The sequence below is a fragment of the Nostoc sp. genome (genome assembly GCF_036917575.1).
Taxonomy (GTDB): Bacteria; Cyanobacteriota; Cyanobacteriia; order Cyanobacteriales; family Nostocaceae; genus Nostoc.
This window is the reverse complement of record NZ_JBALDC010000030.1, coordinates 33,356-55,908: the sequence shown is the minus strand read 5'-3', so window position 1 is coordinate 55,908 and position 22,553 is coordinate 33,356. Positions and strand designations below refer to the sequence as shown.

The following is a 22,553-nucleotide window of genomic DNA, read 5'->3' as shown; positions in this document are numbered from 1 at the left end:
ATCTGCGATCGCGGCGAAAACCGCTATGAGTGACTATCTTTAAACTAAGCCAGTTATTTTATATTTTCAATTTCCTCTACTTGAAACTGATGAGTATCATCAAGGCTCCAACTTTGAAGTTCTCCAGCTTTGCCGTTTTGGACGCAAACTATTATATACGAGTATCCCTGCCAAGCGTATAGGCGATCGCATTCTGAGGGTATAGCAGGATGATCTGGGTGGGAGTGAAAAATGCCAATAATGTTGAGTGAGCGATCGCGTGCTTCCCTTTGTGTTTTTAACATAACTTCGGGTGCGATCGTATATTGCCGTCTTTTACTTTCTGTTGTGCGTTCTCCTGGAAACTCAGCAGCCGTTTGTGTATTCCAAGCATTTTCTGATGGCATGATTTCTACCACAGTTTTGCCCTCATTAGCCAGATAGCCCAAAATTATACCACAGCACTCATCTGGGTAGGTGCTTTCGGCATGGGTGCGGATGGTTTGCAAATGTTCTTGGCTAAGTTGGATCATGTCTGCGTTTGTAATTCTAGCAACTTCTAACAATTCTTGTTTAAATACAATACATTGACACGCGCAGCCTAGTAAAAACCACACAGGCGATCGCTCAAAAGGTAAATGGATAAAGTCGAGCAAAACGATCGCTATACTCATACTTGGTTTTACCAGAAACTATGATTAACTTTTAACTGCTGGCAGATGCTTTTTTTTAGGTTTCTGATTTCGCATACTCAGCTTTTTCCGCAATGTCTCCATGTAAATGTAAAACACTGGAGTCAAATAGAGAGTTAATATCTGAGAGAACACCAATCCCCCAACGATCGCAATCCCTAAAGGACGACGCGCTTCTGAACCTACTCCTGTTCCCAAAGCAATAGGTAACGTCCCAATTAAAGCTGCCATCGTCGTCATCATAATCGGACGGAAGCGAATCAAGCAAGCGGCATAGATGGCATCAAAAGAATTTTTCCCTTCCTTTCGCTGCGCTTCAATGGCGAAATCCACCAGCATAATCCCGTTTTTCTTGACGATGCCCACTAGCAGGATAATGCCAATGAAAGAGTAAAGATTTAAATCAACCTGAAAAATCAGCAGCGTCAATAATGCGCCAAAACCTGCCGAAGGCAGACCAGAAAGAATGGTGATTGGGTGAATGAAATCCTCATAGAGGATACCGAGAATCAGATAGATGACTACAATAGACACCAACAACAGCACGCCTAAATCGTTGAAGGACTGTTGAAAAGTCTGGGCTGAACCCTGAAAGCTGGGGGTAATTGTTGAGGGTAACACTTGACTGGCTGCTTGTTTGATAGCATCTGTAGCTTGACTTAGAGACGTTCCTGGGAGCGTATCAAAAGAGATAGTTGCAGAGGGGAGTTGAGCAACGTGAGTAACAGTGAGAGGGCCGACATTTTGAGTTATATTAGCGATCGCATTCAAAGGAACCAGTTTCCCAGTACTCGATTGCACATATAGTAGCGATAAGGCGCTGGGATCTCGTTGAAATTCCGGTTTTACTTCTAAGATTACATAGAATTGGTCATTTGGAGTATAAATAGTGGAAACCTGGCTAGAACCATAGGCAGCGCTGAGGGTTTGTTCAACTTGTTGGGCGCTAATGCCAAGGGTTGCGGCTTTGTTGTGGTCAACTTGGACTTGGATTTGAGGAGTGCTAAGTTGTAAATCGCTGTCAACGTCCCGGAGTCCTGGTAGAGTTTTGACTTTATCTACAAGTTTCGGAACGTATTGGCGCAGGTCTTGTAAATTCAAGCTCTGCAACGTGAACTGATAAGTAGAATTGGTTTGTTGACCACCAATGGGAATGGCTGACGGAGAGCGGATAAATGTCTTAATCCCAGTTGTACGTCTCAACTTGGGGGTTAGTTCTTGAATGATTTGGTCAGCACTGAGTTTACGTTGAGAACGTGGTTTGAGCCGAATCGTAATTCGCCCACCGTTGACTGAACCGTTGGGGCCACTTGCACCCACAATTGAATCAACTGCTTCAATGTTGGGATCTTTACGAATAATGTCAACAACCGTTTGCTGGTGACGCAGCATATCATCAAAAGAAATATCTTGCGCGGCTTTCGTGTTTCCCATTAGTTGTCCGGTGTCTTCGGTTGGAATAAATCCTTTGGGAACGATGACAAACAAATAAACGGTCATTACCAACAAAATGCCAGAACCAATAAGTGTCATCAAGCGGTATTTTAAAATGGGCTTGAGCGTCCAATCATATCCCCGCAGTAGTAAATCAAATGCCCCTTCTGAGACTCGATACAGCAGATTTGGTGTTTGCTGATGTGAACTTAGAAAGCGACTGCACAACATGGGAGTGAGACTGAGGGAGACAAAACCCGAAACCAAAATTGCCACAGCGATCGTCACAGCAAATTCATGAAATAATTTACCGATTATTCCACTCATAAACATGATCGGGATGAACACCGCCACTAAGGAGAGGGTCATTGACAAAATTGTGAAGCTGATTTCCCTCGATCCTTTCAATGCCGCGTTTAGGGGAGATTCGCCCATTTCTCGATAACGGACGATATTTTCTAATACAACGATCGCATCATCCACGACAAAACCCACGGAGAGGGTCAACGCCATGAGTGAAAGGTTGTCTAGGGAAAAACCTGATAGATACATGACAGCAAAAGTGCCAATAATCGCTATAGGTAGCGCCAAACTGGGAATTAGGGTAGCAGTGATGTCACGCAAGAAGAAGAAAATCACCAAGACAACTAAACAAACCGAGAGAACTAAGGTAAATTTCACATCATTCACAGAAGCTCGGATTGTTTGGGAGCGATCGTACATAATCCCCATCTCAATGGATTTGGGAACTTGTTCGCGGAGTGTCGGTAAAAGTTTCTGAATGCCATCAACAATATTTACAGTATTAGCTCCCGGCTGCGGCTGTACAGCCAGAACAATGGAATGGCGGTTTGTCACTTTCTGATCGCTATACAAATTGGAGACTTTGACGTTTTGTTCGCTGTCAATCACCTGCCCCAAATCCTGGAGGCGCACAGGCGCACCATTTTTGTAAGTTACAATCAACTGGCGATAGCTGGCGGCATCCGTGAGTTGACCGTTCGCTTGAAGCGTATAACTTTTGTAAGTGTTAGAGAGACTGCCGATTGGCAAGTTGACATTTCCCTGTTGAATTGCAGTTTTTACTTGATTTAGACCAATTCCCCGCGATGCCAACTCTCGCGGATCGAGCTGAACGCGGACTGCATATTGCTGTTGACCATAGACCTGTACTTGAGCAACACCATCAATCATCGAAATTGGCTGACCAACTGTTACCTCTGCGTACTCATCTACTGTCGAGATTGGCTGTGTCTCAGAATACATATAGAGGTAAATAACTGGTGAAACAGACGGGTTGACTTTGCGGTATGTTGGTGGGTGAGGCATTCCGGCTGGCAGTTGTCCGGCTGCGGCTGAGATGGCGGCCTGTACATCTTTGGCGGCATCTTCCACTCTGCGGCTAAAGTCAAATTGTAGGGAGATGTTGGTGCTACCTGTGGAACTGCTGGAATTGAATGAATTGAGTCCGGCAATTTCGGTAAACTGTCTTTCTAGCGGTGCGGCGACTGAAGATGCCATTGTTTCTGGGGTAGCACCAGGGAGACTAGCAGAGACAGATATAAAAGGATATTCAACGTTGGGTAGCGCACTAATGGGTAACAGTAGATAACTCATGAGACCGAAAATGAGGATACCCATCATTACCAAGGTGGTCATGACTGGACGACGGATGAAAAGTTCTGAAAGGTTCATGAGTTTTGTTCTCCCAGAAATATTATTGGTATGTGCAATGAAATCGCTCAGTCTGTATTGTTTTAGCTTTATATTTCATAAGGGTAAATATAAAACAATCCCATTCCACTCCGACTGATCGCTGTAATTAACCAGCAGCACTAATTCGTCAATTGCCTGTCTAATTGGCATCCGATCATTGACTACGAACAAACCCAACATTTGCTCTCCCTTTAACAATCGTTCGTAAGCGAAATCTGGCATCGTTGCCCGATCGTGAGTGAGGATTATGCGATCGCTTTCTGCTGCCCAATTTAAGATTGCTGGGTCATCGACTTTCTGCAAACCAACATCCTGAACGCGAAGTAAGTCAAGATTCGGTTGACGCAGAAATAGTCCTCGCACGATATCGCCATTGAAATTCTCATCGCTCAATAACTTCAGCATTGACATTTTTTAAAATTATTGCTGGGCTAATAAGCGAGAGCGAATTAGGCTCAAATCAGGTTGAACATTTGATAGACGTTGATGAACAGATTCAGCTAATTGTTCGCGTTGTTCGAGGTATAATTCGACAGCATCTCGATGTCGAAGATAGTAGCCAATTGTCAGGTATACATCAGATAATGATAAGGATGAGTATCGTCCAATAATAGATTCAGGGGACGCACCATCTTGAAAGTTACGAATCACTAGTTCTAGCAAAACCCTTGTATTACCTACCCGAATTGCACCTGTTGCATCTTCACTTAAGGGAGGATTTTCTTGTTCTATTGCTAAAGTCATAGTCTAATTATTTCCAAAATGCTAGTATCTAAATTTTAGTGTGGTGCTATTTCGTAATTACGAATTATTTGAAGCTGTAGACTTCTTTTTGATAATTAATGTTAAATCGAGTATATGTGAAAGATTGGTGTTACTTGTTAAACATCACGATCGCTCATCTGAAAATGAAAATACCCGCCGGAATTTAACTTGACTGAGCTTTTTCCGCCATGATTCCATGTAGATATAGAACACGGGTGTTAAATATAAAGTCAATATTTGAGAAAACACCAGTCCGCCGACAACTGCAATACCTAGAGGACGGCGGGATTCCGAACCAGCGCCAAATCCGATCGCTATCGGTAAGGTTCCCATTAATGCTGCCATCGTCGTCATCATAATTGGGCGGAAGCGCACCAAGCAGGCTTGATAAATTGCTTCAGAAGGTTTTTTCAATTCTTCTCGCTGGGCAATGATTGCAAAGTCCACCATCATGATCCCGTTTTTCTTGACAATGCCCACTAAAAGAATTATGCCGATGAAGGAATAAACATTCAGTTCGACATGGAATAATATCAGGGTTAACAATGCCCCAAAACCTGCTGAAGGCAAACCGGAAAGAATCGTAATTGGGTGAATGAAATCCTCATAGAGAACGCCCAAAATCAGATAAATTACTAAGATGGCGATCGCTAATAATAAACCCAAACTCGGCAGTGAACTTTGAAATACCTGGCTTGCGCCCTGAAAGCTGGTACTAATGCTGGCAGGAATTACCTGCTCGATCAGTTTTTCAATCTCTTGGTTGGCATTTCCCAAGGAAACACCGGGAGCGAGGTTAAAGGAAATAGTAGCGGCGTTCATCCGACCGTTATGATTGACCATTAACGGACTGACTCCCTGAGATAGTTTGGCGAATGTATTCAGAGGAACTGCTACTCCGGTGCTGGAGTTAATGTATAAAGTCAACAGAGCGTTGATATCTTGCTGAAACTGGGGTGCTAATTCCAAAATCACCTGATACTCATTGGTCGCTGCATAGATGGTTGACACTTGGTAGGAACCGTAGGCATTTCTCAGGGTATTTTCGATCTGCTCGGCGGTAATCCCATAAGTTGAGGCTTTATCGCGGTCAATGTCAATTTGAATCTGGGAAGCAAATTGTAAATCGCTGTTGACATCCTGGAGTTCTGTCATTTCCTTCATCTTAAGAACAAGTTGGGGAACATATTCTTGTAAGGGTTTGACATCAGAACTCTGAAGTGCAACTTGATAAAGTCCTGTGCTTTGTTGAGCGCCAATGGGAATCGCTGGGGGATTTTGTAAGAATACTTGGATGCCTGGAACAGTGGCGAGTTTGGTTCGCAAATTTTGCACGATTTCGTCAGCACCAAGCTGGCGCTGCGATCGCGGTTTTAACCGAATAAATAAACTCCCGGAATTGGCTGCAACTGCTGCCCCACTGCCACTAGCACTCGCTCCCGCCCCAATATTGGAGTTGACTGCATCTACGTTCGGGTCTTGGCGGATTAGGTTAGCAACTGTCTGCTGATGCTGGACAAGATTATCAAAGGATGCATCCTGGGCTGCTTGGGTAATGCCTGTAATTTGTCCGGTATCTTCGCTAGGAATAAAGCCTTTGGGAACCACCACCAACAACCCAACTGTCACCGCCAATAAAACGACAGATAAAATCATCGTCGTAAAGTGATATTTTAAGACTTTTTTCAAACTCCAATCGTACAGACCCAGCAAGCGATCGAATACATATTCGGAAGCTTGATATAACCGACTTTGATTAGCGTGATCTACAGGACGCAGAAAACGACTGCACAACATCGGAGTCAAAGTCAAAGACACAAAACCAGATACGAGAATTGCAACTGCGATCGTTACAGCAAATTCATGAAATAATCGTCCCAGCACTTCACTCATGAACAACATGGGGATGAAGACTGCAACCAAAGAAAGGGTCATCGATAAAATTGTGAAACCAATTTCTCTCGACCCATTTAACGCCGCTTCTAAGGGACGTTCCCCCATTTCGATATGACGGACGATATTCTCTAGCATGACGATCGCATCATCCACGACGAAGCCCACGGAAAGGGTTAACGCCATCAGTGACAGATTATCTAGTGAGTAGTGCAGCAAATACATCACGGCAAACGTTCCAATCAGCGAAACGGGTAACGCCAAACTAGGAATCACCGTCGCTGAGAGGTTCCGCAAAAACAGGAAAATTACTAAGATAACTAGAGCGATCGTCAGAATCAACGTAAATCTGACATCATCCACTGAATCCCGAATTGACTGAGACGCATCATAGAGAATCCCAATTTCCACGGATTTTGGAATCTGGTCGCTCAAATTCGGAAGTAATTTCTTGATCGTGTCTACGACTTGTACCGTATTGGTTCCGGGCTGTCTTTGAATGGTGAGAATAATCGCACGGGTATTGTTATACCAGCTTGCTATCTTGTCATTTTCTACACTGTCAATAATCCGACCCAGTTGATTGAGATAGATGGGCATTCCATCTTTATAAGACACAATCAACTGGCGATAAGCAGCCGCATCTTCAAGTTGCCCGTTAGTTTGGACTGTAAAATTCTTATGATTTCCCGAAAGACTGCCGGTGGGTAAATTGACGTTACCCTCTTGAATCGCCGTCGCTACCTGATCTAGCCCAATTTGCCGCGTTGCCAATTGCTGCGGATCGAGTTGAATTCTAGCCGCATACTTTTGGGAACCATAGACGGCTACCTGTGCCACCCCATTGATTGTAGATAGCTTTTGCGCCAGATAAGTCTCAGCATAATTATCTACCTGGGAAAGGGGCAGTGTAGGAGAGTCTAGGTAAAGGTAGAGAATCGGTTGATCTGCGGGGTTAACCTTACTGTAAGTCGGAGGATTGGGTAAATCGTCAGCAATTTGCCCCGATGCTCCCGATATTGCGGCTTGCACATCCTGCGCTGCGTCATCAATATTCCGACTCAGGTTAAATTGCAGGGTAATTTGAGTCTGTCCCAGAGTGCTAGTTGAGTTAAGCGAATCGAGTCCAGCAATACTGGAAAATTGCTTTTCTAAAGGACGGGCAACCGATGCTGCCATCGTTTCGGGGCTGGCTCCCGGTCGGGCGGCACTTACCTGAATTGTGGGATAATCCACACTTGGTAAATCGCTAATTGGCAGCAAGCGATAACTCATGAAACCGAAGATTAAAATCGCCGCCATCACCAAAGTTGTCATGATTGGGCGGCGGATAAATGGTTCTGAAAGGTTCATGATTCACCTCCCCCCTGCTCTCTACCTCTTACCCCCCTGCCTCTTCTTGATTTCGAGGAATTTTCACCTGCATTTGAATCATTGCCAGCCGTTTTGATGCGGATTTTGCTACCCGAAACGAGATTCGCTTGACCGTCGGTAACAATTTTATCGCCTGGTTGCGGCCCTTTCTGAATTACATCTAGTCCATCAATGGTGCTGCTAACTGTAACTGGGACGTTTTGTACTGTCATGTCTGGCTTAACTACAAAGACAAACTGTCCATCGGGGCCATTCTGCACGGCTTGGGAGGGAACAACTGTTGCATTCGGTTCTTCGGTCAGCGTTAGCGTTGCGTTCACAAATTGACCGGGAAACAAATCTCCCTGAACGTTGTCAAATTGGCCAATCAGTTGAATTGTTCCCGTAGTGTTATCAACCGTATTATTGACAGATGTCAAAACACCTGGTGTCGGATGACCTTGACTATTGGGGAATGTGACATCTACCTTCAGCTTGCCATCGTGCATATACTTTTGCACCTGGGCTAGATTTGTTTCGGGAATGGAAAAAGCAACTTCAATCGGGCGAATTTGGGTGATAGTAACAAGTGAAGTTGTGCTGCTAGTCGTACCAGACGTACTGTTGCTTTCTAAGGCGTTCCCCTGAGTCAGCGAAGCACTGCTGTTGGCTTGCACCACATTCCCCTGAGTCACCGAAACATTCCCCGCGCGACCATCAATTGGGGCATAAATTTTGGCGTAAGACAATTGCACTTTGGCATTGTCTAATGCTCCCTGGTCTGAAACGACAACAGCCTGAGCATTTGCGATCGCAGCTTGATCGCCCTTGACAACTGCTCCGGCATTAGTCAGCGCCACTCGATCGCTTTTCAAAACAGCCTGAGCATTTGCGATCGCTTCTCGATCTGCTTGTAGTGTCGCTGTTGCCGATTTGCTGTTAGAAACGTATTGCTGTGCTTGATCTAAACTAATTGCGCCTTTCTTATACAATGCACTATAGCGATCGCTCTGTCCTTGAGCAAATTGTGCTTGCGCTTGATCCTTAGCCAAATTCGCTTGGGCTTGTCGTACCAAGGCTTGGTCTTTGATTAAAGTCGCTCTGGCTTGGTCTACCTGACCCAAGTCTCTAGCTAATGTAGCTCTAGCTTGTTGTACAGAGGCTTGGTCTTTTGCTACAGTTCCTTGAGCTTGCTGGATCGCAGCAGTTTGCGATCGGTCATCCAAGGTAAATAAAAGTTGCCCCTTTTTCACATCTTGACCTTTCTTAAAATAAACTCCAATGATCCGTCCGCTAGCTTGAGGCGTAATCGATACTGTAGACCCCGATTGCACATTACCGATCGCCTGCAATTGTATCGGAACCGTTTTTTGTGTCACCATTGCCACAGTTACAGGTGTCACTTGCTGTTTATTACGCCCAGATTTTTCAGCTTTGTCTGATTTAGCTGCACCTGTATAAATACCCAAAAAACCCAACCCAGCCAGCAATATCATTCCCAAAAATATCAAACGAATCTTTTTCTTTTTTGGCGATCGCTGTAGCTCTGGTTTTATACTATTCTCGGTCAAATCGTTAGAAATATCATGGTTCATCAGAACCCCCAATGCATTTTAGTTAATTAAAAACCGTAAAATCTTTTATACTTCAACTCTAACTGATACTAATTTCATTTGAAAAGGCATATTTGAATAATTAATTTTTTCCGGTTTGCTCGACATACCTTGTTAAATAATGATAATTTTGTCAATTCCAAATGAAATAAATAATTTTTTTAAATACTTTGTTTTTTACTAGTATTGATGATTTTTTAGCTAGCTGTCCATATAAAAGTTGGAGAGCTTGTTTTTCTATCTGTCTAACTCGTTTACGACTAATACCCATGCGCTGATAAATTTGTTCTAAAGAAAGTTCATTTCCATCTATCAAACCAAAGTGTAATTTTAATATTTATTGTTGTCTAGACAAGCTTGACAACAAGCTTTCAACGTACTGATTAAGAGATTGTTCAGCTTTATAACTATTTTTAAAATATTTATAATCTTCGATTATATCTTCTAAATTTACATCTTTTTCTGAGCCGAATCGAATATCTAAAGAGATAGGTTGACGAGCCAAAAGTATAAATTCTCGAATTTGGCTAGGCTCTAAAGAAAGTGCATGAGCAATTTCCGTAGTGGTAGGAATGCGACCCATCTGTTGGGATAACTCTCGCTAAACGCGCTTAATTTTGTTTAATTTTTCATTGATATGAATGGGTAATGTAATTGCTCGTCCTTGTTAGGCAAAAAAACTTCTTGCTCCTGGGTTAATAGAGGTATTCGCCCGATTTCTTGAAGATAAGCACGTACTGTATCAGTTGTAAATTGAGATGCTTTGCTTGTATTACTAGATTTGGTGTCTAAGAATGTTAAGTTACTCATGGTGAATTAGCTACCTATTAATTAGGATATTTTTTATTTGGGAAGAAATGCAGATAGTGACTCGACGAGCCATAGATATTTTTATATAAAAACCAGGTATCAAGTACTAACTCCAAAAGAGCAATCAATACCCAAACTGCTAGAGAAACAATTACAGGTAGGCTGAGATCGGGAAGCTTCCTTTGCAAATCGATAATGCCAAATAACAGCAAAAAGACAAGAGAAACTCCCAGGAGAAAGGACAACTTGACAATTGCGAGAATGAAACGGCTCATCTCTAGGATGCGATTGTAAAGCCTGGAAAATCTTTCCAGAATTTCCTCCATGTTATTGATGACCAATAAAATTTGTTGTTGGTGCAGATGGGTAGCTAAAGAGTATTGTTGCTGCACTTGCGTCAATTCATATTCATTCTTGAAATTATCTAAAAGTTCGTCCCAAGGTAGCACCTGAGAGCCAGTTGACCAGACTGGTAAATCCTTTAAATGCAAAGGAACTAAATAGTTAATCAGTGCGATCAGAGTTTTATCAAAATTACTGAGTTCCGGGGGAAGAGACTGAGTTAGACGAATAAGTTGGTCAATCTGAATCTGAAGTGTATAGTAGTCCTCATACCTCCTTTGAGCGATCAACTGACTAGTAAAGGTAAGGAAAACAATTAATACCCCTAATAAAGCAGCTAGAGACTGGGATACAGCAGAAAAGAATTCAATCGCTACCTGTTTAGGTACTGTCAGCCAAGGGGCGTTTTCGCGGATCGAAAAAACCAAGGTGGTAACAAATACAAACCCAACGATCGCTAGCTGATGGTGCGTAACAATAGCTATGACTGTCCGTACTAAAGGAGTGTTACTAAGTTGCACCAGGATTTGCAGACCTGGAACTGGTTCACAAATTTCAAGTCGTTGGGCTTTGCGGGTTGGCATGATAGAAAACTACAGTTCCTAACAGAATAATTCGTGATTCAATTAATTCAAAGTTGTAATTATAATTCAATTACGAATTACGATAACTGTTTGACCATAGTACTTATTTCCCACCTTGCAAACTCAGATGATTGGCCCCAGACTGAATCAATTTACTCAGGTCAGCAACAGCGCTAGCATACTGAGGATCGGCTAATGTTCCTACGGTTTGGTTTTGCACTAAAGCTTTTTGTTGTGCTTCGGTTAATGCCACGTTAATATCTGGGGCAATGCCAACATGATTGATATCTCGACCTTTCGGTGTGTAGTATTTGGCGATCGTTAATTTCAGCCCGGAACCATCTTCTAATGGCTCTACGGCTTGAACTAAACCTTTACCAAAAGTGCGAGTCCCTACTAAGGTGGCGCGATTATCATCTTGCAGCGCTCCCGAAAGAATTTCGCTGGCGCTAGCAGATCCCTTATCAACCAGTATCACTAAAGGTTTGTCGGTAAGAGGATGTCCCGACGCATTGTAACTTTCTTTAACTTGGTCTCGATTTACCAAAGACACGATCGCCCCTTGCTTCAACCACATACTGGCAATTTGCAAACTTGCATCCAGCAGTCCACCTGGATCGGAACGCAAATCTAAAACGTAACCCTGCACCTGTTGTTTTTCTAATGCTTGAATTGCCTGATGCATCTCGGCGGGGGCACTTTGCGTAAACTCTGGCAAACGAATATAACCAATCTTACCGGCTGCTGTTGTTTGCGTGTTGTAAGTTACAGGATGGATAGCAATATTGGCGCGAGTAAGCTTGAAAGTTTGCAATTGGCTACCGCGTTGAATTGTGAGTACTACCTTGGTTCCCACCGGGCCGAGAATCCGCTTCACCGCATCCTCAATTTTCATCCCCTGAGTTTTTTGACCGTCAATTTGGACAATTACATCGTCCGGCAAAATACCCGCTTTAAAAGCAGGAGTTCCTTGAATTGGGGCGACAACGGTTAAGGCTTTAGTTTTTTGATTCTCTGCCAGTTCCAGCCCTACACCACTGAGATTGCCAGAAATATCGTTATTTAGGGCTTTAAATTCTTGGGGGTCAAAAAACTCGGTATAGCGATCGCCTAATTTTGCCACCATTTCTTGAATCGCTCCATAAGCCTGTTTTTTGGAACTATAGGAACGGCTAATATATTGCTGGCGAACTGCTTGCCAGTCTTGATGGTTAAAGCTGACATCAACATAATTTTTATTTAGGATTTGCCATACCTCATCCACCAGTTTTTGAGAGCTAGGTTGTGGTTTACCTATAGCTTTGGAAGTGTATAAACTAGTTCCTACAAGGATTGCTGTTATAACAGCCAATTCTATCTTGACGAGCAATTTTTGTTTAAACATACTTTAATTATTGAAGAATAATCCAGAATTCAGAATCCCATCAATGAAAGGTTGAATACCTCAGTAACAGATAATTACTTCTGAATTCTATTTCGATAAAACTGCTAAGAATTATCTTGAGATTTTCCTTTGCGATGGGGATAAGCAGTCTTAAATATATCCTGAATTTTAGTCTTTTGTTCAGCAGTAAGATTTAGACTGAACACTGCTTTACGCATTTTCTCGCCTTGTTGTAATTTTGTTGACAATTCCTTTACCTGATCGGGGGTGAGAACTGCCTCAACTTGCTTGCGAATTTCTTCGCGTTTGTGAGCGCGTTCTGGCGTATTTGCTGCTGGAGAGTTCGTCGTAGAAGTATCAGATACCTTTGTGCCAGAATCATTCCCTTGAGAGACATCTGGAGATTTAGAACTGCTGCAACCTGTAATTCCTGCAATTAAGATAGTTGCAAAGAGTAGGGTTGGTAAAATTATCTGTTTTCTAATCATTTACTTCTCTGGTTTTTGCTGTGTGTAATCGGACTGTTTTAACTCAATTTCGGTGAGAAGATGTTTAAAAAGTTGCTGCTTTACTCACACCAGCTAATCTTAAAAGTTCAAATGAAGTTTGCACATGAGCTAGAATTCCTAACCTGACCAGTAAAAAAGTACTCAATTTATTGTGACTTTTTTCCTAATCTAGAAATAATTAATTAGTCGGAACGGCTCTACCAATACTAGAGACAGATTCGTTATATAGAGGAATGGGTACTAGGTACTAGGGACTGGGTACTGGGTACTGGGGAAGAAATTATGAGTAAGATTTGGTTGGGGTCTGAATTCCGATTCAAATCTTCCCAATCCCCAGTCCCTAGTCCCTAATCCCCAGTCCCCAGTCCAATATTCCCATCTAAAATAGTGAAAATACCTATGGTTTTGTTACAAAGACCATTGAGTTGGAACAGTTCTATGGTTAGCTTGACCTACCCATCTTTCCGTCTGTTGCTTTACCTAGAGTGGCTGTTATTAGCCACGGCAGTGTTTATGGAAGTTCTGCTGCCGTTTCAGTTGTCCTGGTCTTTGCCGCTAGGAGTTCTGGCGATCGCCACTTTCAGCTTGATGGGTTTGAGGCTACCAATGGTGAAGTTGGAAAGCAAATTAATTTATACAGCCCTGGAATTCGGTTTAATTTTGCTACCAGCAACTCAACATACTTTATCGACTCGCTCGGTTTTCCTGCTATGTCTGGTACTGGTGATGCGGAGTTGTCTCATATTTAAGCGATCGGGACAGTTAGCTGTCTTGATTTTATCTTTGCTTGTTTATGGAACACTGCTTTTATCAAGACCGATTGTACCTGAGAATTTTATGCCAGATAAGCTGATTGCCATGTCCTGGGATTGGCGATTAAGTAATATATTATTGTTTAGCTTAACGTTAATATTCGCTTTATTGTTAATTAATGCCCTGCTTGCAGAACGCCAAAGTCGAGAGCAGTTAGAAATTGCTCATCAGCAATTAGAGATTACCAATCAACAACTGTGTCAGTATGCGCTACGGATTGAAGATCAGGCAACCTTGCAGGAACGCAACCGAATTGCCCGCGAAATTCATGATGGGTTAGGACACACTCTCGCCGCCCAAACCATTCAGATTAATAATACTCTCTTGTTTTGGCAATCAAATAATGACAAAGCATTGACATTTATCAAACAGGCAAAAGAACTGGGGGCTGAGGCGCTGTTAGAAATTCGGCGATCGCTTTCGGTTTTGCGTTCAAATCCTTTGCAAGGGCAATCTCTCAAATCAGCTATTGAAAAGCTGTTGATAGATTTTCAACAAACCACTGGTATTGAACCTTCCTGTCAAATTAATGTACTCGACACTTTACCAACAGAAGTAAACACAGCCCTTTACCGGATTGTGCAAGAATCGCTGACAAATATTTGTAAACACGCCGAGGCTACGAGTGTCACTGTTAAACTTCTGGCTCACGCTGGGATGATTCATCTGTCAATCGAAGACAATGGAAAAGGGTTTAACCCTACTCAAAATACAACCGGCTTTGGACTACAAGGGATGCGAGAACGGTCGGTTGCACTAGGCGGTCAATTAAATCTCCACAGTCAACTAGGAACAGGTTGTTGTATTTCTGTTTCTTTGCCACTCTCAAAGCTTTTGTTAAGTAGGTCGGCAGAATAAAGCCAAACTATCTTAGCAAAAATGAATCAGGCTAAAACCTTCTGCCTTCTGCCTTATCCCAATGTCGTTTAAATACCTAAAAATTGCTGTAAACCAATATTTATGATTCGGATTTTATTAGTTGACGATCAGCATCTTATTCGCCAGGGACTTAAGAGTATGCTTGAGTCGAATGCAGAGATGCAGGTAATCGGTGAGGCGGAGAATGGGCAACGGGCACTTGAACAGATTGCCGCACTAAAACCCGATATTGTGCTAATGGATATTCGGATGCCTGTGATGGATGGAGTTGCCACTACAAAAGCGATCGCTCAACAATATCCTGACATTAAGGTTCTTGTCCTCACCACCTTCGATGATGATGAGTATGTTTTCCAGGCGATGCGGCTGGGTGCTAAGGGCTATTTGCTCAAGGACACCGAACCAGATGAATTAATGTTGGCAATTCTATCCGTCTACAAGGGACAAACCCTACTCGGCCCGGGATTGTTTGAGAAAGCACTCACGCCGATTGCTGCACCTGTACCGTCTGTGCAACCCCCTCCAGAATTGGCCCAACTCACACCTAGAGAATTAGATGTATTGCGGTTGATTGCTTGTGGAGCCAATAACCGGGAAATTGCTGAATCGCTGTTTCTTTCAGAAAACACTGTTAAGAATTATGTTACCAATATTCTCAGTCGGTTGAGTTTGCGCGATCGCACTCAAGCCGCGTTGTTTGCCCATTCACTTTTTGGTGGACTTAAATAAAGTCTGCTTGGGCAAGGAATATTATTGTTCACTAAAAAGACAAATATAGCAATCTTATTTGAGTCGCAAACACCAAGAGGCTCAGATCCCCGACTTATTCAATAAGTCGGGGATCTTTTTGTTCATAACTCATTCGGATTGCTATAGATATTTTGATACCAATTTGAAAAAAGAATGTGAGAGATACACATCTCCAAAACCTTGTCCTGTCTAGATTCTTAATGTGTGAATTTTGAATGCGTGAATTTTGAATTGGTATAACATACCCTTTCAGCGATAATTCTTGTTATACAGCAGCCTACAGGGAGAACTAAATATGACATCTCCAGAAACGGTTATATGGCTACAAGAACGGACGAGTTTAGGAATACTCTCACCTGAAGTGTTAAATGCGATCGCTCAAGTAATTGAAGAACAAGTAGTGAGTGCCGAAACTGACTTAGTTAGCGAAGGCAATTCTCCAGAAGCCCTTTATATTCTTGTAGAAGGTCAACTAGAAAGCAATACTACCGAGCAAAGCAACCCAGCTTTAGCTTGTGGCTTTCTCCCTGGTGCAGTGATTGAACTCAAAGAATTACTGTTGGAAGAATTAACTGCATTCACAATTACTACAGTAACCGAATGTCGCTTATGGGTTATACCTGCTGCTAAATTTCGGGAATTAGTCAACCAATACCCCGAAATTGCTCAGGCTTTTTCGCGTCAATTGGCTCAAGAATTAGCTCAGGTAACATCTGCACTTGGCTATGAACAAGAACGTTCTATTGCCTTGCGGCCATATTTAGTCACCAAGGCGCAACGGGGAATTGTCGGTACAAGTCGCTATGCTGTGCGGCTGCGGGAGCAAATTCGAGGAGCGACTGCTGACCGTAAATCAGTGGATATTTTTGGAGAACCAGGGTTAGAAAAAGACAATATAGCAGCCCTAATCCACTTTGGTTCTCCCAAACGGCGAGAACCAATTATTAAAGTAAATTGTGGTATTCTCCAAACTAGCGGTGCAGATTTATTTGGTCGTGCTGGCGGCAAACCAGGACTGTTGGAATGGTTAGGGGAAGGCACTTTAGTTCTTAACAACATCCAAGAATTGCCCGAAGAATTATTACCTGCTGTGACGGAATTGCTCAAAACTGGTAAATATACCCCCATTAATCGTTCTGAAGATTCAGCCGCCCAACCTCGTCCCAGTCAAGCCAGAATTCTGATTGTTTCAGAAAAGACTCAGCCAACAGTTGAACGTTCTGTTGGTCACGTTATTAAAGTACCACCGCTACGGGTGCGGAAAACTGATATTCAGACACAAGTTGAATATTATACCAATCTTTACACTCGCTCTAGAGGTATTTCTAAACCGCACATTACCCCAGAAGCTTTGCGTCGCCTCCAATCTTATGATTTTCCTGGCAATCTCAGGGAATTGAAAAATTTGGTAGAAAGAGCGATCGTGCAAGCTGAGGATGCGAATGAATTAACAGAAGAAATTTTCTGGCCAGCCGAAACTAAGAAAAAACGATTTCGGGTGAATTTGTTAAATGCCTCTCCTCGTTTACGGCGGTTTTTACGTAGTGACTGGTGGCCCGATCGCATTAATTATGGTTTGACTGCAACGGCTTTTGCGATTACTGTTGCAGTCTTATTTATCGGGCCGCAAACCCGCGATCGCAATTTCGTCTTAAATCTATTTTGGGCTTGGTGGTGGCCTTTCTTCTTATTTCTCTTTCCCTTTTTGGGTCGTATCTGGTGTTCTGTTTGTCCCTTCATGATTTATGGAGAAATCACCCAAAAGCTCTCTTTATGGCTGTGGCCTCGAAAACTCAAGCGCTGGCCGAGAGAACAAGCTGAAAAATGGGGCGGATGGTTCATGTTTGGGTTATTTACCCTAATTTTTTTATGGGAAGAACTCTGGCATTTAGAAAATACAGCTTACCTCAGCGCTTGTTTACTGCTGTTAATTACTGCTGGGGCGATGATTTTCTCGGCTATTTTTGAACGACGGTTTTGGTGTCGTTATCTCTGCCCCATTGGCGGGATGAATGGTTTATTCGCCAAACTCTCAATGACGGAACTCCGGGCACAGCAAGGGATATGTTCTGCCAGCTGCACCACTTATCAGTGTTATAAAGGTGGGCCGCAAAAAGGCGAAGGGCTAGAAACCAATGGATGTCCTTTATACTCACACCCAGCCCAGTTAGAAGATAACCGAGATTGCGTACTGTGCATGACTTGCCTCAAAGCCTGTCCCCATCGCTCCGTTGAGTTCAACTTGCGTCCCCCCGGTATTGAACTGTGGACAACTCATGTACCCCGCAGCTATGAAGTAGCATTATTGTTTTTGCTGTTGGGTGGCATATATCTGCATCGCTTGCCAGAATTGCAATCTTGGTTGGGCTTACAACTGGATTTAACTGATTTTTGGCAGCACTTGGGATTATCGCTGCTAGTGTTAATTATCCCAGCGATTTTTACCTTTGCAGCTTATGGCTTGCTGCAAGTGTTCAACTTTAACCGTAAGCTACGATCGTTTATAGAACTTGCCTATGGCTACCTACCATTGGTGTTGGGGGGAAATTTGGCTCACTATCTACGTTTGGGCTTAGGCGAAGGTGGGCAGATTTTACCAGTGACTTTTGCTACTCTTGGTTTGAGTGGCGAACAATTACCAATATTGGTTGCTCACCCTGCTGTGATTGCTTTTTTACAAGGTACAACCATAATTTTTTCAGTGTTGATAACTATGTTCTTAACACAAAAAATTGCCAAGCAACCAGTGCGATCGCTTTTTTGGCAACACCTAGCAGCGATCGCTTTGGGAGTTAGTATGTGGGCAATTATCGTCTTTTGAGCTTCACATCTTCCACCAGGCGGTTTATAATCGCCTGGGCTAGATACAAAATGTGAGTTAAGAACATTCTTCCCTACGAACGTGATAGAAAATACTTGTATGATTTATGATTTTTGACTCATAGTATAAGGATTACAGATAATGCACGTTCTAAAAAAATCCATCAAACCAGCAACTTATATATCGTTCCTCCATATCTACCAAACGACTTGGGGCACTGCTGGTAATATTTGTTTAATCCGTGAATCTGTAGCTAATGATAGTACAGCAAAGTTTATCGGGCACAAAATCCAACTAGCAATTCCAAAAGGGCTGGAGCGCGATCGCATCGCCAACTGTCCGATCATCAAAGTTGCAGGTAATGTTGGCGACGGACATCCTAAAGAGCATCCCTTGGAATGGGAGGCTTACGAGGGTGTAAATGAAGAAATAGCTTTAGCAGCTCTCAAACCTTGGGGCTTCAAGTTAATTGAGCTTTAATGTGACAATCTGACAAGCTCAACTCGCTTTCGTTCTTCTGAAACTATTTTTTCCCTTAGCGCCATCACACATTGGCTCAAATGGAAAAATTCATCTAATAGACATAGGAGTGAAATTAATTATGCGTTGCCCGAAATCCTTGGTAAGTATAATTCATAAATTGTATCTACGTCATTTTCACTCTTATGTCTAATGTACTAAACCAGGTTTCTAAATCCGCGATTGTCTGAAAATCTAACAATGCTTCACTGAGATTTTCTAATTGTGCTAAAGAGAGAGTTTTAATACGGTCTAGCACTTCTTGAGGTAATTCTCCTACCCGTCGAGTAAGCAGACGGAGAATCAGCGCTTAGTCTTAGGGGAAATTCTTGATTTAATTAAAATGAGTATTTTAGCTCCATTAATGAGCCTTTGAACTCCGTTAATGAGCCTTTGAACTCCATTAATGAGTCTTTGATATTACAGCTATTTACATGAAAACTGAAATACATTGCGATCGCACCATCAGAAATTACATTTACAATTTTGGAAAGAAGAGCCATGCGATCGCACTAGTTGCAAAATCAGCAAACATGAATAACAAAATTCCCAGCTTCTTAGAGAAGTTGGGAAGCTGAACATATAGATGTGCTAGATAGCCAAATGCTTACAGCTAATGCTAAAAAAGTCCATGCTGGAGAATATATAGCCGTAAGCTTAATAAATAGGCAAAAGGATTAACCACGACCCCAGCTGCGATCTCGCTCATAGCGATGGTTATTGTCACGAATGTTGGGAAGGTTATTATCGCGCTCATGGCGGCGATTATTTTCACGCTCATAACGGCGATTATTGTCAAGAATGTAGCGAAGGTTATTTCCGCGCTCATAGCGGCGGTTATTTTCGCGTTCATAGCGGCGGTTATTGTCACGCTCATAGCGACGGTTATGATCGCGCTCATAGCGACGATTATGATCGCGTTCATACCGACGGTTATGATCGCGCTCATAGCGATCGTTATTGTCACGAATGTTGCGAAGGTCGTTCTGGCGGTCATAATCATCATTTCTGTGGTGACGACTCTGACGTTCGTAGTTACTATTATCGTTGTGTTGATAGCCGTAGTTATCTAACCCAGCAAGATAATTCACTGGTGTATTAGCATCAGCTTTTGGAGAAATAGCCAAAGCTGAAGCAGATGCTATTAAGCCAGCGAGCAAAATAGAGGTAAAGCGGTTCATGATGTGAGTCAAAAATTGTTGATAGTAATTTATGCAAGTCCAGTCTGTTTAGGAAAAGCAGATTCCACAAGTCTTTAAATTAATCCTAACAGTATTGAATAACTCGAAAAGTTTTCTTAAATGCGGCGATCGAGAAATGTTTTGTTGTCTGTGATACTTTCTAACCTTCCAAATCCTATAAAAAGTTAAAATCAAAATGAGTATTTGAACTGGATGAATCTACCTCTGAACTCCATTAATAAGTCTTTGATATTAAATACGCTGCGTAAGTGTACCCTTCGAGAAGCAAGCTATACGTAGCGTCTTCTAGAGAAGCTCGTTGTAGACATCGCACCTTTGCCAAAACCTACCACCAAGGCGACGATCGGATCATAATTAGGCTCAGTGCCCCACTAACCGCAGACGCACACCAATTATAATTAGTGTGCGTCTGCGGTTAGATTTTAGAAATTCTCGAACTTAGCGATCGCATCCTTCATTTTATCCATCACCTCATCGACAAGGATAACTCCCAATTCCCCAGAGGCGCGGGTACGGATACTCAAGGTATTGGTTTCCACTTCCTTAGCTCCCACCACCGCCATCACGGGTATTTTTTCTTTCTCTGCATTGCGAATCTGTTTACCCAAGCGATCGCCACTGGTATCAACTTCTGCACGGATGCCCAACGCTCTCATTTTCGCAACTACATCTTTAGCAAAGTCTAGCTGTGTATCACCCACCGGCAGTAATCTAGCTTGCACTGGTGCTAACCACAAAGGAAAATCACCCGCATATTCTTCAATTAATATTCCAATTAGCCGTTCCAGTGAACCAAAAGGCGCACGGTGAATCATCACTGGACGTTTGCGAACACCATCTTCGGCGACGTATTCCAACTCAAAGCGTTCTGGCAAATTGTAATCAACCTGCACAGTTCCTAATTGCCATTCTCGATCTAGGGCATCACTAAAAATAAAGTCAAGTTTTGGCCCATAAAAAGCCGCTTCTCCAATCCCTTCAAAGTGTTCCATCCCCAAAGTTTCAACTGCACGGCGAATTGCACCTTCAGCTTTGTCCCAAACTTCATCAGAACCGATGTACTTATCACTAGCAGGATCGCGGAAACTCAGTCTAGCTTTAAAGTTCTTCAGTTGCAGCTTATTGAACACCGACAAAATCAAATCCACCACACTGAGGAATTCACTATCTAGCTGTTCTGGAGTGACAAACAGGTGAGAATCATCCACAGTAAAACCGCGCACCCGCGTTAAACCGCCCAATTCCCCTGATTGTTCGTAGCGGTAAACAGTACCAAATTCCGCCAGTCGCATCGGTAGTTCCCGATAAGAGCGTAACTCACTCTTATATATTTGGATATGGAAAGGGCAGTTCATCGGCTTCATAACGAAGCCCTGTTCCTGTGCAGCTGATTCCTGATCATCTGCCATTAAGGGGAACATATCTTCTTTATATTTCTGCCAATGTCCAGAGGTTTTAAATAAATCTACTCTGGCAATGTGAGGTGTTACTACAGATAAATAACCCCGTTTTACCTGTTCTTGCTTGAGGAAGTCTTCTAAAGTACTCCGTAACAGAGTGCCTTTGGGTGTCCACAAAGGTAAACCCGGCCCCACTAGATCAGAAAATATAAATAATCCCAGTTCCTTACCCAGTTTCCGGTGATCTCGCCGCAGCGCTTCTTCTTTACGTCGCTTATATTCAGCGAGTTGTTCTGGGCTTTCCCAAGCGGTGGCATAGATGCGTTGTAATTGGGCTTTGGTTTCATCCCCACGCCAATAAGCGCCAGCAACGCTTTCTAGTTCAACTGCTTTCGGGTTTAATTCACTGGTATTTTCCAGATGAGGCCCCGCACACAAATCCCACCATTCATTCCCCAGGTGGTAAATCGTAATTGGTTCGTTTTTGATATCTGCCAGAATTTCTAGCTTGTAAGGTTCATTAATTCCTTGAATCCGGCGTTCGGCTTCTTCGCGGCTGACTTCTTCTTGAATTACTGGCAACTTGCGATTGATAATCTTCGCCATCTCTTTCTTGATGGCTTTGAGATCATTTTCGCTAAATGGTTCTGGATTATCGAAGTCATAGTAAAAACCGTTTTCAATCCAAGGGCCGATTGTAACTTGTGCCTTGGGAAACAGCTTTTGTACTGCCATTGCCATAACATGGGAAGCAGTGTGGCGAATCTTTTTTAAGTTCTCCGATTCGCTGGTACGGGGTAAATAAATTTTTTCAACTTGTTCTGAGTGTTCGGACTGATTCGATGATTTTAGCGACATTGGCTGCTGAACCGTTGGCGAAGTGATTACAAAAGGTGATGTATCTAAATCTGTAGGCTTATTCAACTATAACGACTTTGGTTTTTGCCAGTTAAGCTTTATCAAGAAAGAATTCAGAAGTCAGAATTCAGAAGTCAGAATGAATTGGAATTTGACTGGTGTAATAAATAAAGGGGTTTAAGACTCCGCTAAATAGATTTTCTTTAATAATGTTTCTAGATGGCGGGTTTGAATTCC

General features: G+C 42.7%; 19 protein-coding genes and 1 pseudogene. 5 read left to right on the top strand and 15 right to left on the bottom strand.

Features of this window, described 5'->3' with window-relative positions:
* Positions 1-53: 53 nt before the first annotated feature.
* The 12 genes from V7K79_RS07490 to V7K79_RS07435 form a co-directional block, all read right to left on the bottom strand.
* A complete protein-coding gene (locus V7K79_RS07490; RefSeq protein WP_335046191.1) occupies positions 54-512 on the bottom strand; it encodes a M67 family metallopeptidase in 459 nt (152 codons plus the stop codon).
* A 165-nt stretch (positions 513-677) separates the two neighbouring features.
* The gene (locus V7K79_RS07485; RefSeq protein ID WP_335046178.1) at positions 678-3,800 is read right to left on the bottom strand and encodes an efflux RND transporter permease subunit; all 3,123 of its coding nucleotides are present in this window, start codon (positions 3,798-3,800) and stop codon (positions 678-680) included.
* A 75-nt stretch (positions 3,801-3,875) separates the two neighbouring features.
* Entirely contained in the window at positions 3,876-4,232 is a 357-nt protein-coding gene (locus tag V7K79_RS07480) for a DUF5615 family PIN-like protein (RefSeq protein ID WP_335046176.1), read from the bottom strand.
* Positions 4,233-4,241: 9 nt separating this feature from the next.
* Positions 4,242-4,565 (bottom strand): DUF433 domain-containing protein, encoded by a 324-nt coding sequence (locus tag V7K79_RS07475; RefSeq protein ID WP_335046174.1) that lies wholly within the window; start codon positions 4,563-4,565, stop codon positions 4,242-4,244.
* Between the two features lie 144 nt (positions 4,566-4,709).
* Entirely contained in the window at positions 4,710-7,832 is a 3,123-nt protein-coding gene (locus tag V7K79_RS07470; RefSeq protein ID WP_335046172.1) for an efflux RND transporter permease subunit, read from the bottom strand.
* On the bottom strand, positions 7,829-9,427 hold the full coding sequence (locus V7K79_RS07465; protein ID WP_335046170.1) for an efflux RND transporter periplasmic adaptor subunit: 1,599 nt from the start codon (positions 9,425-9,427) through the stop codon (positions 7,829-7,831). Before V7K79_RS07465 ends, V7K79_RS07470 begins: the two co-directional genes overlap by 4 nt.
* A 151-nt stretch (positions 9,428-9,578) precedes the next feature.
* Entirely contained in the window at positions 9,579-9,761 is a 183-nt protein-coding gene (locus V7K79_RS07460; protein WP_335046168.1) for a sigma factor-like helix-turn-helix DNA-binding protein, read from the bottom strand.
* A gap of 21 nt (positions 9,762-9,782) precedes the next feature.
* Complete coding sequence (locus tag V7K79_RS07455) at positions 9,783-10,028, bottom strand: sigma-70 domain-containing protein (protein WP_335046166.1); 246 nt, start codon at positions 10,026-10,028, stop codon at positions 9,783-9,785.
* A gap of 38 nt (positions 10,029-10,066) precedes the next feature.
* Complete coding sequence (locus V7K79_RS07450; RefSeq protein ID WP_335046164.1) at positions 10,067-10,255, bottom strand: sigma-70 factor domain-containing protein; 189 nt, start codon at positions 10,253-10,255, stop codon at positions 10,067-10,069.
* Between the two features lie 17 nt (positions 10,256-10,272).
* Entirely contained in the window at positions 10,273-11,181 is a 909-nt protein-coding gene (locus V7K79_RS07445; protein WP_335046162.1) for a hypothetical protein, read from the bottom strand.
* Positions 11,182-11,284: 103 nt separating this feature from the next.
* Positions 11,285-12,565 carry a S41 family peptidase gene (locus V7K79_RS07440; RefSeq protein ID WP_335046161.1) on the bottom strand — a complete coding sequence of 427 codons (1,281 nt, stop codon included), beginning with the start codon at positions 12,563-12,565 and terminating at the stop codon, positions 11,285-11,287.
* 104 nt (positions 12,566-12,669) lie between these two features.
* Positions 12,670-13,053 (bottom strand): hypothetical protein, encoded by a 384-nt coding sequence (locus V7K79_RS07435; protein WP_335046159.1) that lies wholly within the window; start codon positions 13,051-13,053, stop codon positions 12,670-12,672.
* A 459-nt stretch (positions 13,054-13,512) separates the two neighbouring features.
* Here V7K79_RS07435 and V7K79_RS07430 point away from each other — a divergent pair, with 459 nt between their 5' ends.
* From V7K79_RS07430 to V7K79_RS07415, 4 genes are all read left to right on the top strand, one after another.
* The gene (locus V7K79_RS07430; RefSeq protein WP_335046157.1) at positions 13,513-14,745 is read left to right on the top strand and encodes a sensor histidine kinase; all 1,233 of its coding nucleotides are present in this window, start codon (positions 13,513-13,515) and stop codon (positions 14,743-14,745) included.
* 102 nt (positions 14,746-14,847) lie between these two features.
* Entirely contained in the window at positions 14,848-15,495 is a 648-nt protein-coding gene (locus tag V7K79_RS07425; RefSeq protein WP_335046155.1) for a response regulator transcription factor, read from the top strand.
* A 316-nt stretch (positions 15,496-15,811) separates the two neighbouring features.
* Positions 15,812-18,337 carry a cyclic nucleotide-binding domain-containing protein gene (locus V7K79_RS07420; RefSeq protein WP_335046153.1) on the top strand — a complete coding sequence of 842 codons (2,526 nt, stop codon included), beginning with the start codon at positions 15,812-15,814 and terminating at the stop codon, positions 18,335-18,337.
* Positions 18,338-18,478: 141 nt separating this feature from the next.
* Entirely contained in the window at positions 18,479-18,817 is a 339-nt protein-coding gene (locus tag V7K79_RS07415; protein ID WP_335046151.1) for a hypothetical protein, read from the top strand.
* 166 nt (positions 18,818-18,983) lie between these two features.
* Here the strand turns inward: V7K79_RS07415 and V7K79_RS07410 are convergent.
* Positions 18,984-19,166: pseudogene (locus V7K79_RS07410) on the bottom strand (DUF4351 domain-containing protein); the annotation flags it as partial.
* Between the two features lie 124 nt (positions 19,167-19,290).
* Between V7K79_RS07410 and V7K79_RS07405 the strand changes: the two are divergent.
* Positions 19,291-19,434, top strand: coding sequence for a hypothetical protein (locus V7K79_RS07405; RefSeq protein ID WP_335046149.1), 144 nt, complete (start codon positions 19,291-19,293; stop codon positions 19,432-19,434).
* A gap of 99 nt (positions 19,435-19,533) precedes the next feature.
* On the opposite strand, the gene V7K79_RS07400 is transcribed toward V7K79_RS07405, so the two are convergent.
* Both V7K79_RS07400 and thrS read right to left on the bottom strand, forming a co-directional pair.
* On the bottom strand, positions 19,534-20,037 hold the full coding sequence (locus V7K79_RS07400) for a hypothetical protein (protein ID WP_335046146.1): 504 nt from the start codon (positions 20,035-20,037) through the stop codon (positions 19,534-19,536).
* Positions 20,038-20,480: 443 nt separating this feature from the next.
* Positions 20,481-22,316, bottom strand: a complete 1,836-nt coding sequence (gene thrS, locus V7K79_RS07395; RefSeq protein ID WP_335046190.1) for a threonine--tRNA ligase — start codon at positions 22,314-22,316, stop codon at positions 20,481-20,483.
* Between the last annotated feature and the right edge of the window lie 237 nt (positions 22,317-22,553).

Coding starts and splice junctions, on each gene's coding strand:
- V7K79_RS07490 (WP_335046191.1), bottom strand. CDS start 512: ATGATCCAACTTAGCCAAGAACATTTGCAAACCATCCGCACCCATGCC.
- V7K79_RS07485 (WP_335046178.1), bottom strand. CDS start 3,800: ATGAACCTTTCAGAACTTTTCATCCGTCGTCCAGTCATGACCACCTTG.
- V7K79_RS07480 (WP_335046176.1), bottom strand. CDS start 4,232: ATGTCAATGCTGAAGTTATTGAGCGATGAGAATTTCAATGGCGATATC.
- V7K79_RS07475 (WP_335046174.1), bottom strand. CDS start 4,565: ATGACTTTAGCAATAGAACAAGAAAATCCTCCCTTAAGTGAAGATGCA.
- V7K79_RS07470 (WP_335046172.1), bottom strand. CDS start 7,832: ATGAACCTTTCAGAACCATTTATCCGCCGCCCAATCATGACAACTTTG.
- V7K79_RS07465 (WP_335046170.1), bottom strand. CDS start 9,427: ATGAACCATGATATTTCTAACGATTTGACCGAGAATAGTATAAAACCA.
- V7K79_RS07455 (WP_335046166.1), bottom strand. CDS start 10,028: ATGGGTCGCATTCCTACCACTACGGAAATTGCTCATGCACTTTCTTTA.
- V7K79_RS07450 (WP_335046164.1), bottom strand. CDS start 10,255: ATGAGTAACTTAACATTCTTAGACACCAAATCTAGTAATACAAGCAAA.
- V7K79_RS07445 (WP_335046162.1), bottom strand. CDS start 11,181: ATGCCAACCCGCAAAGCCCAACGACTTGAAATTTGTGAACCAGTTCCA.
- V7K79_RS07440 (WP_335046161.1), bottom strand. CDS start 12,565: ATGTTTAAACAAAAATTGCTCGTCAAGATAGAATTGGCTGTTATAACA.
- V7K79_RS07435 (WP_335046159.1), bottom strand. CDS start 13,053: ATGATTAGAAAACAGATAATTTTACCAACCCTACTCTTTGCAACTATC.
- V7K79_RS07430 (WP_335046157.1), top strand. CDS start 13,513: ATGGTTAGCTTGACCTACCCATCTTTCCGTCTGTTGCTTTACCTAGAG.
- V7K79_RS07425 (WP_335046155.1), top strand. CDS start 14,848: ATGATTCGGATTTTATTAGTTGACGATCAGCATCTTATTCGCCAGGGA.
- V7K79_RS07420 (WP_335046153.1), top strand. CDS start 15,812: ATGACATCTCCAGAAACGGTTATATGGCTACAAGAACGGACGAGTTTA.
- V7K79_RS07415 (WP_335046151.1), top strand. CDS start 18,479: ATGCACGTTCTAAAAAAATCCATCAAACCAGCAACTTATATATCGTTC.
- V7K79_RS07405 (WP_335046149.1), top strand. CDS start 19,291: ATGAAAACTGAAATACATTGCGATCGCACCATCAGAAATTACATTTAC.
- V7K79_RS07400 (WP_335046146.1), bottom strand. CDS start 20,037: ATGAACCGCTTTACCTCTATTTTGCTCGCTGGCTTAATAGCATCTGCT.
- thrS (WP_335046190.1), bottom strand. CDS start 22,316: ATGTCGCTAAAATCATCGAATCAGTCCGAACACTCAGAACAAGTTGAA.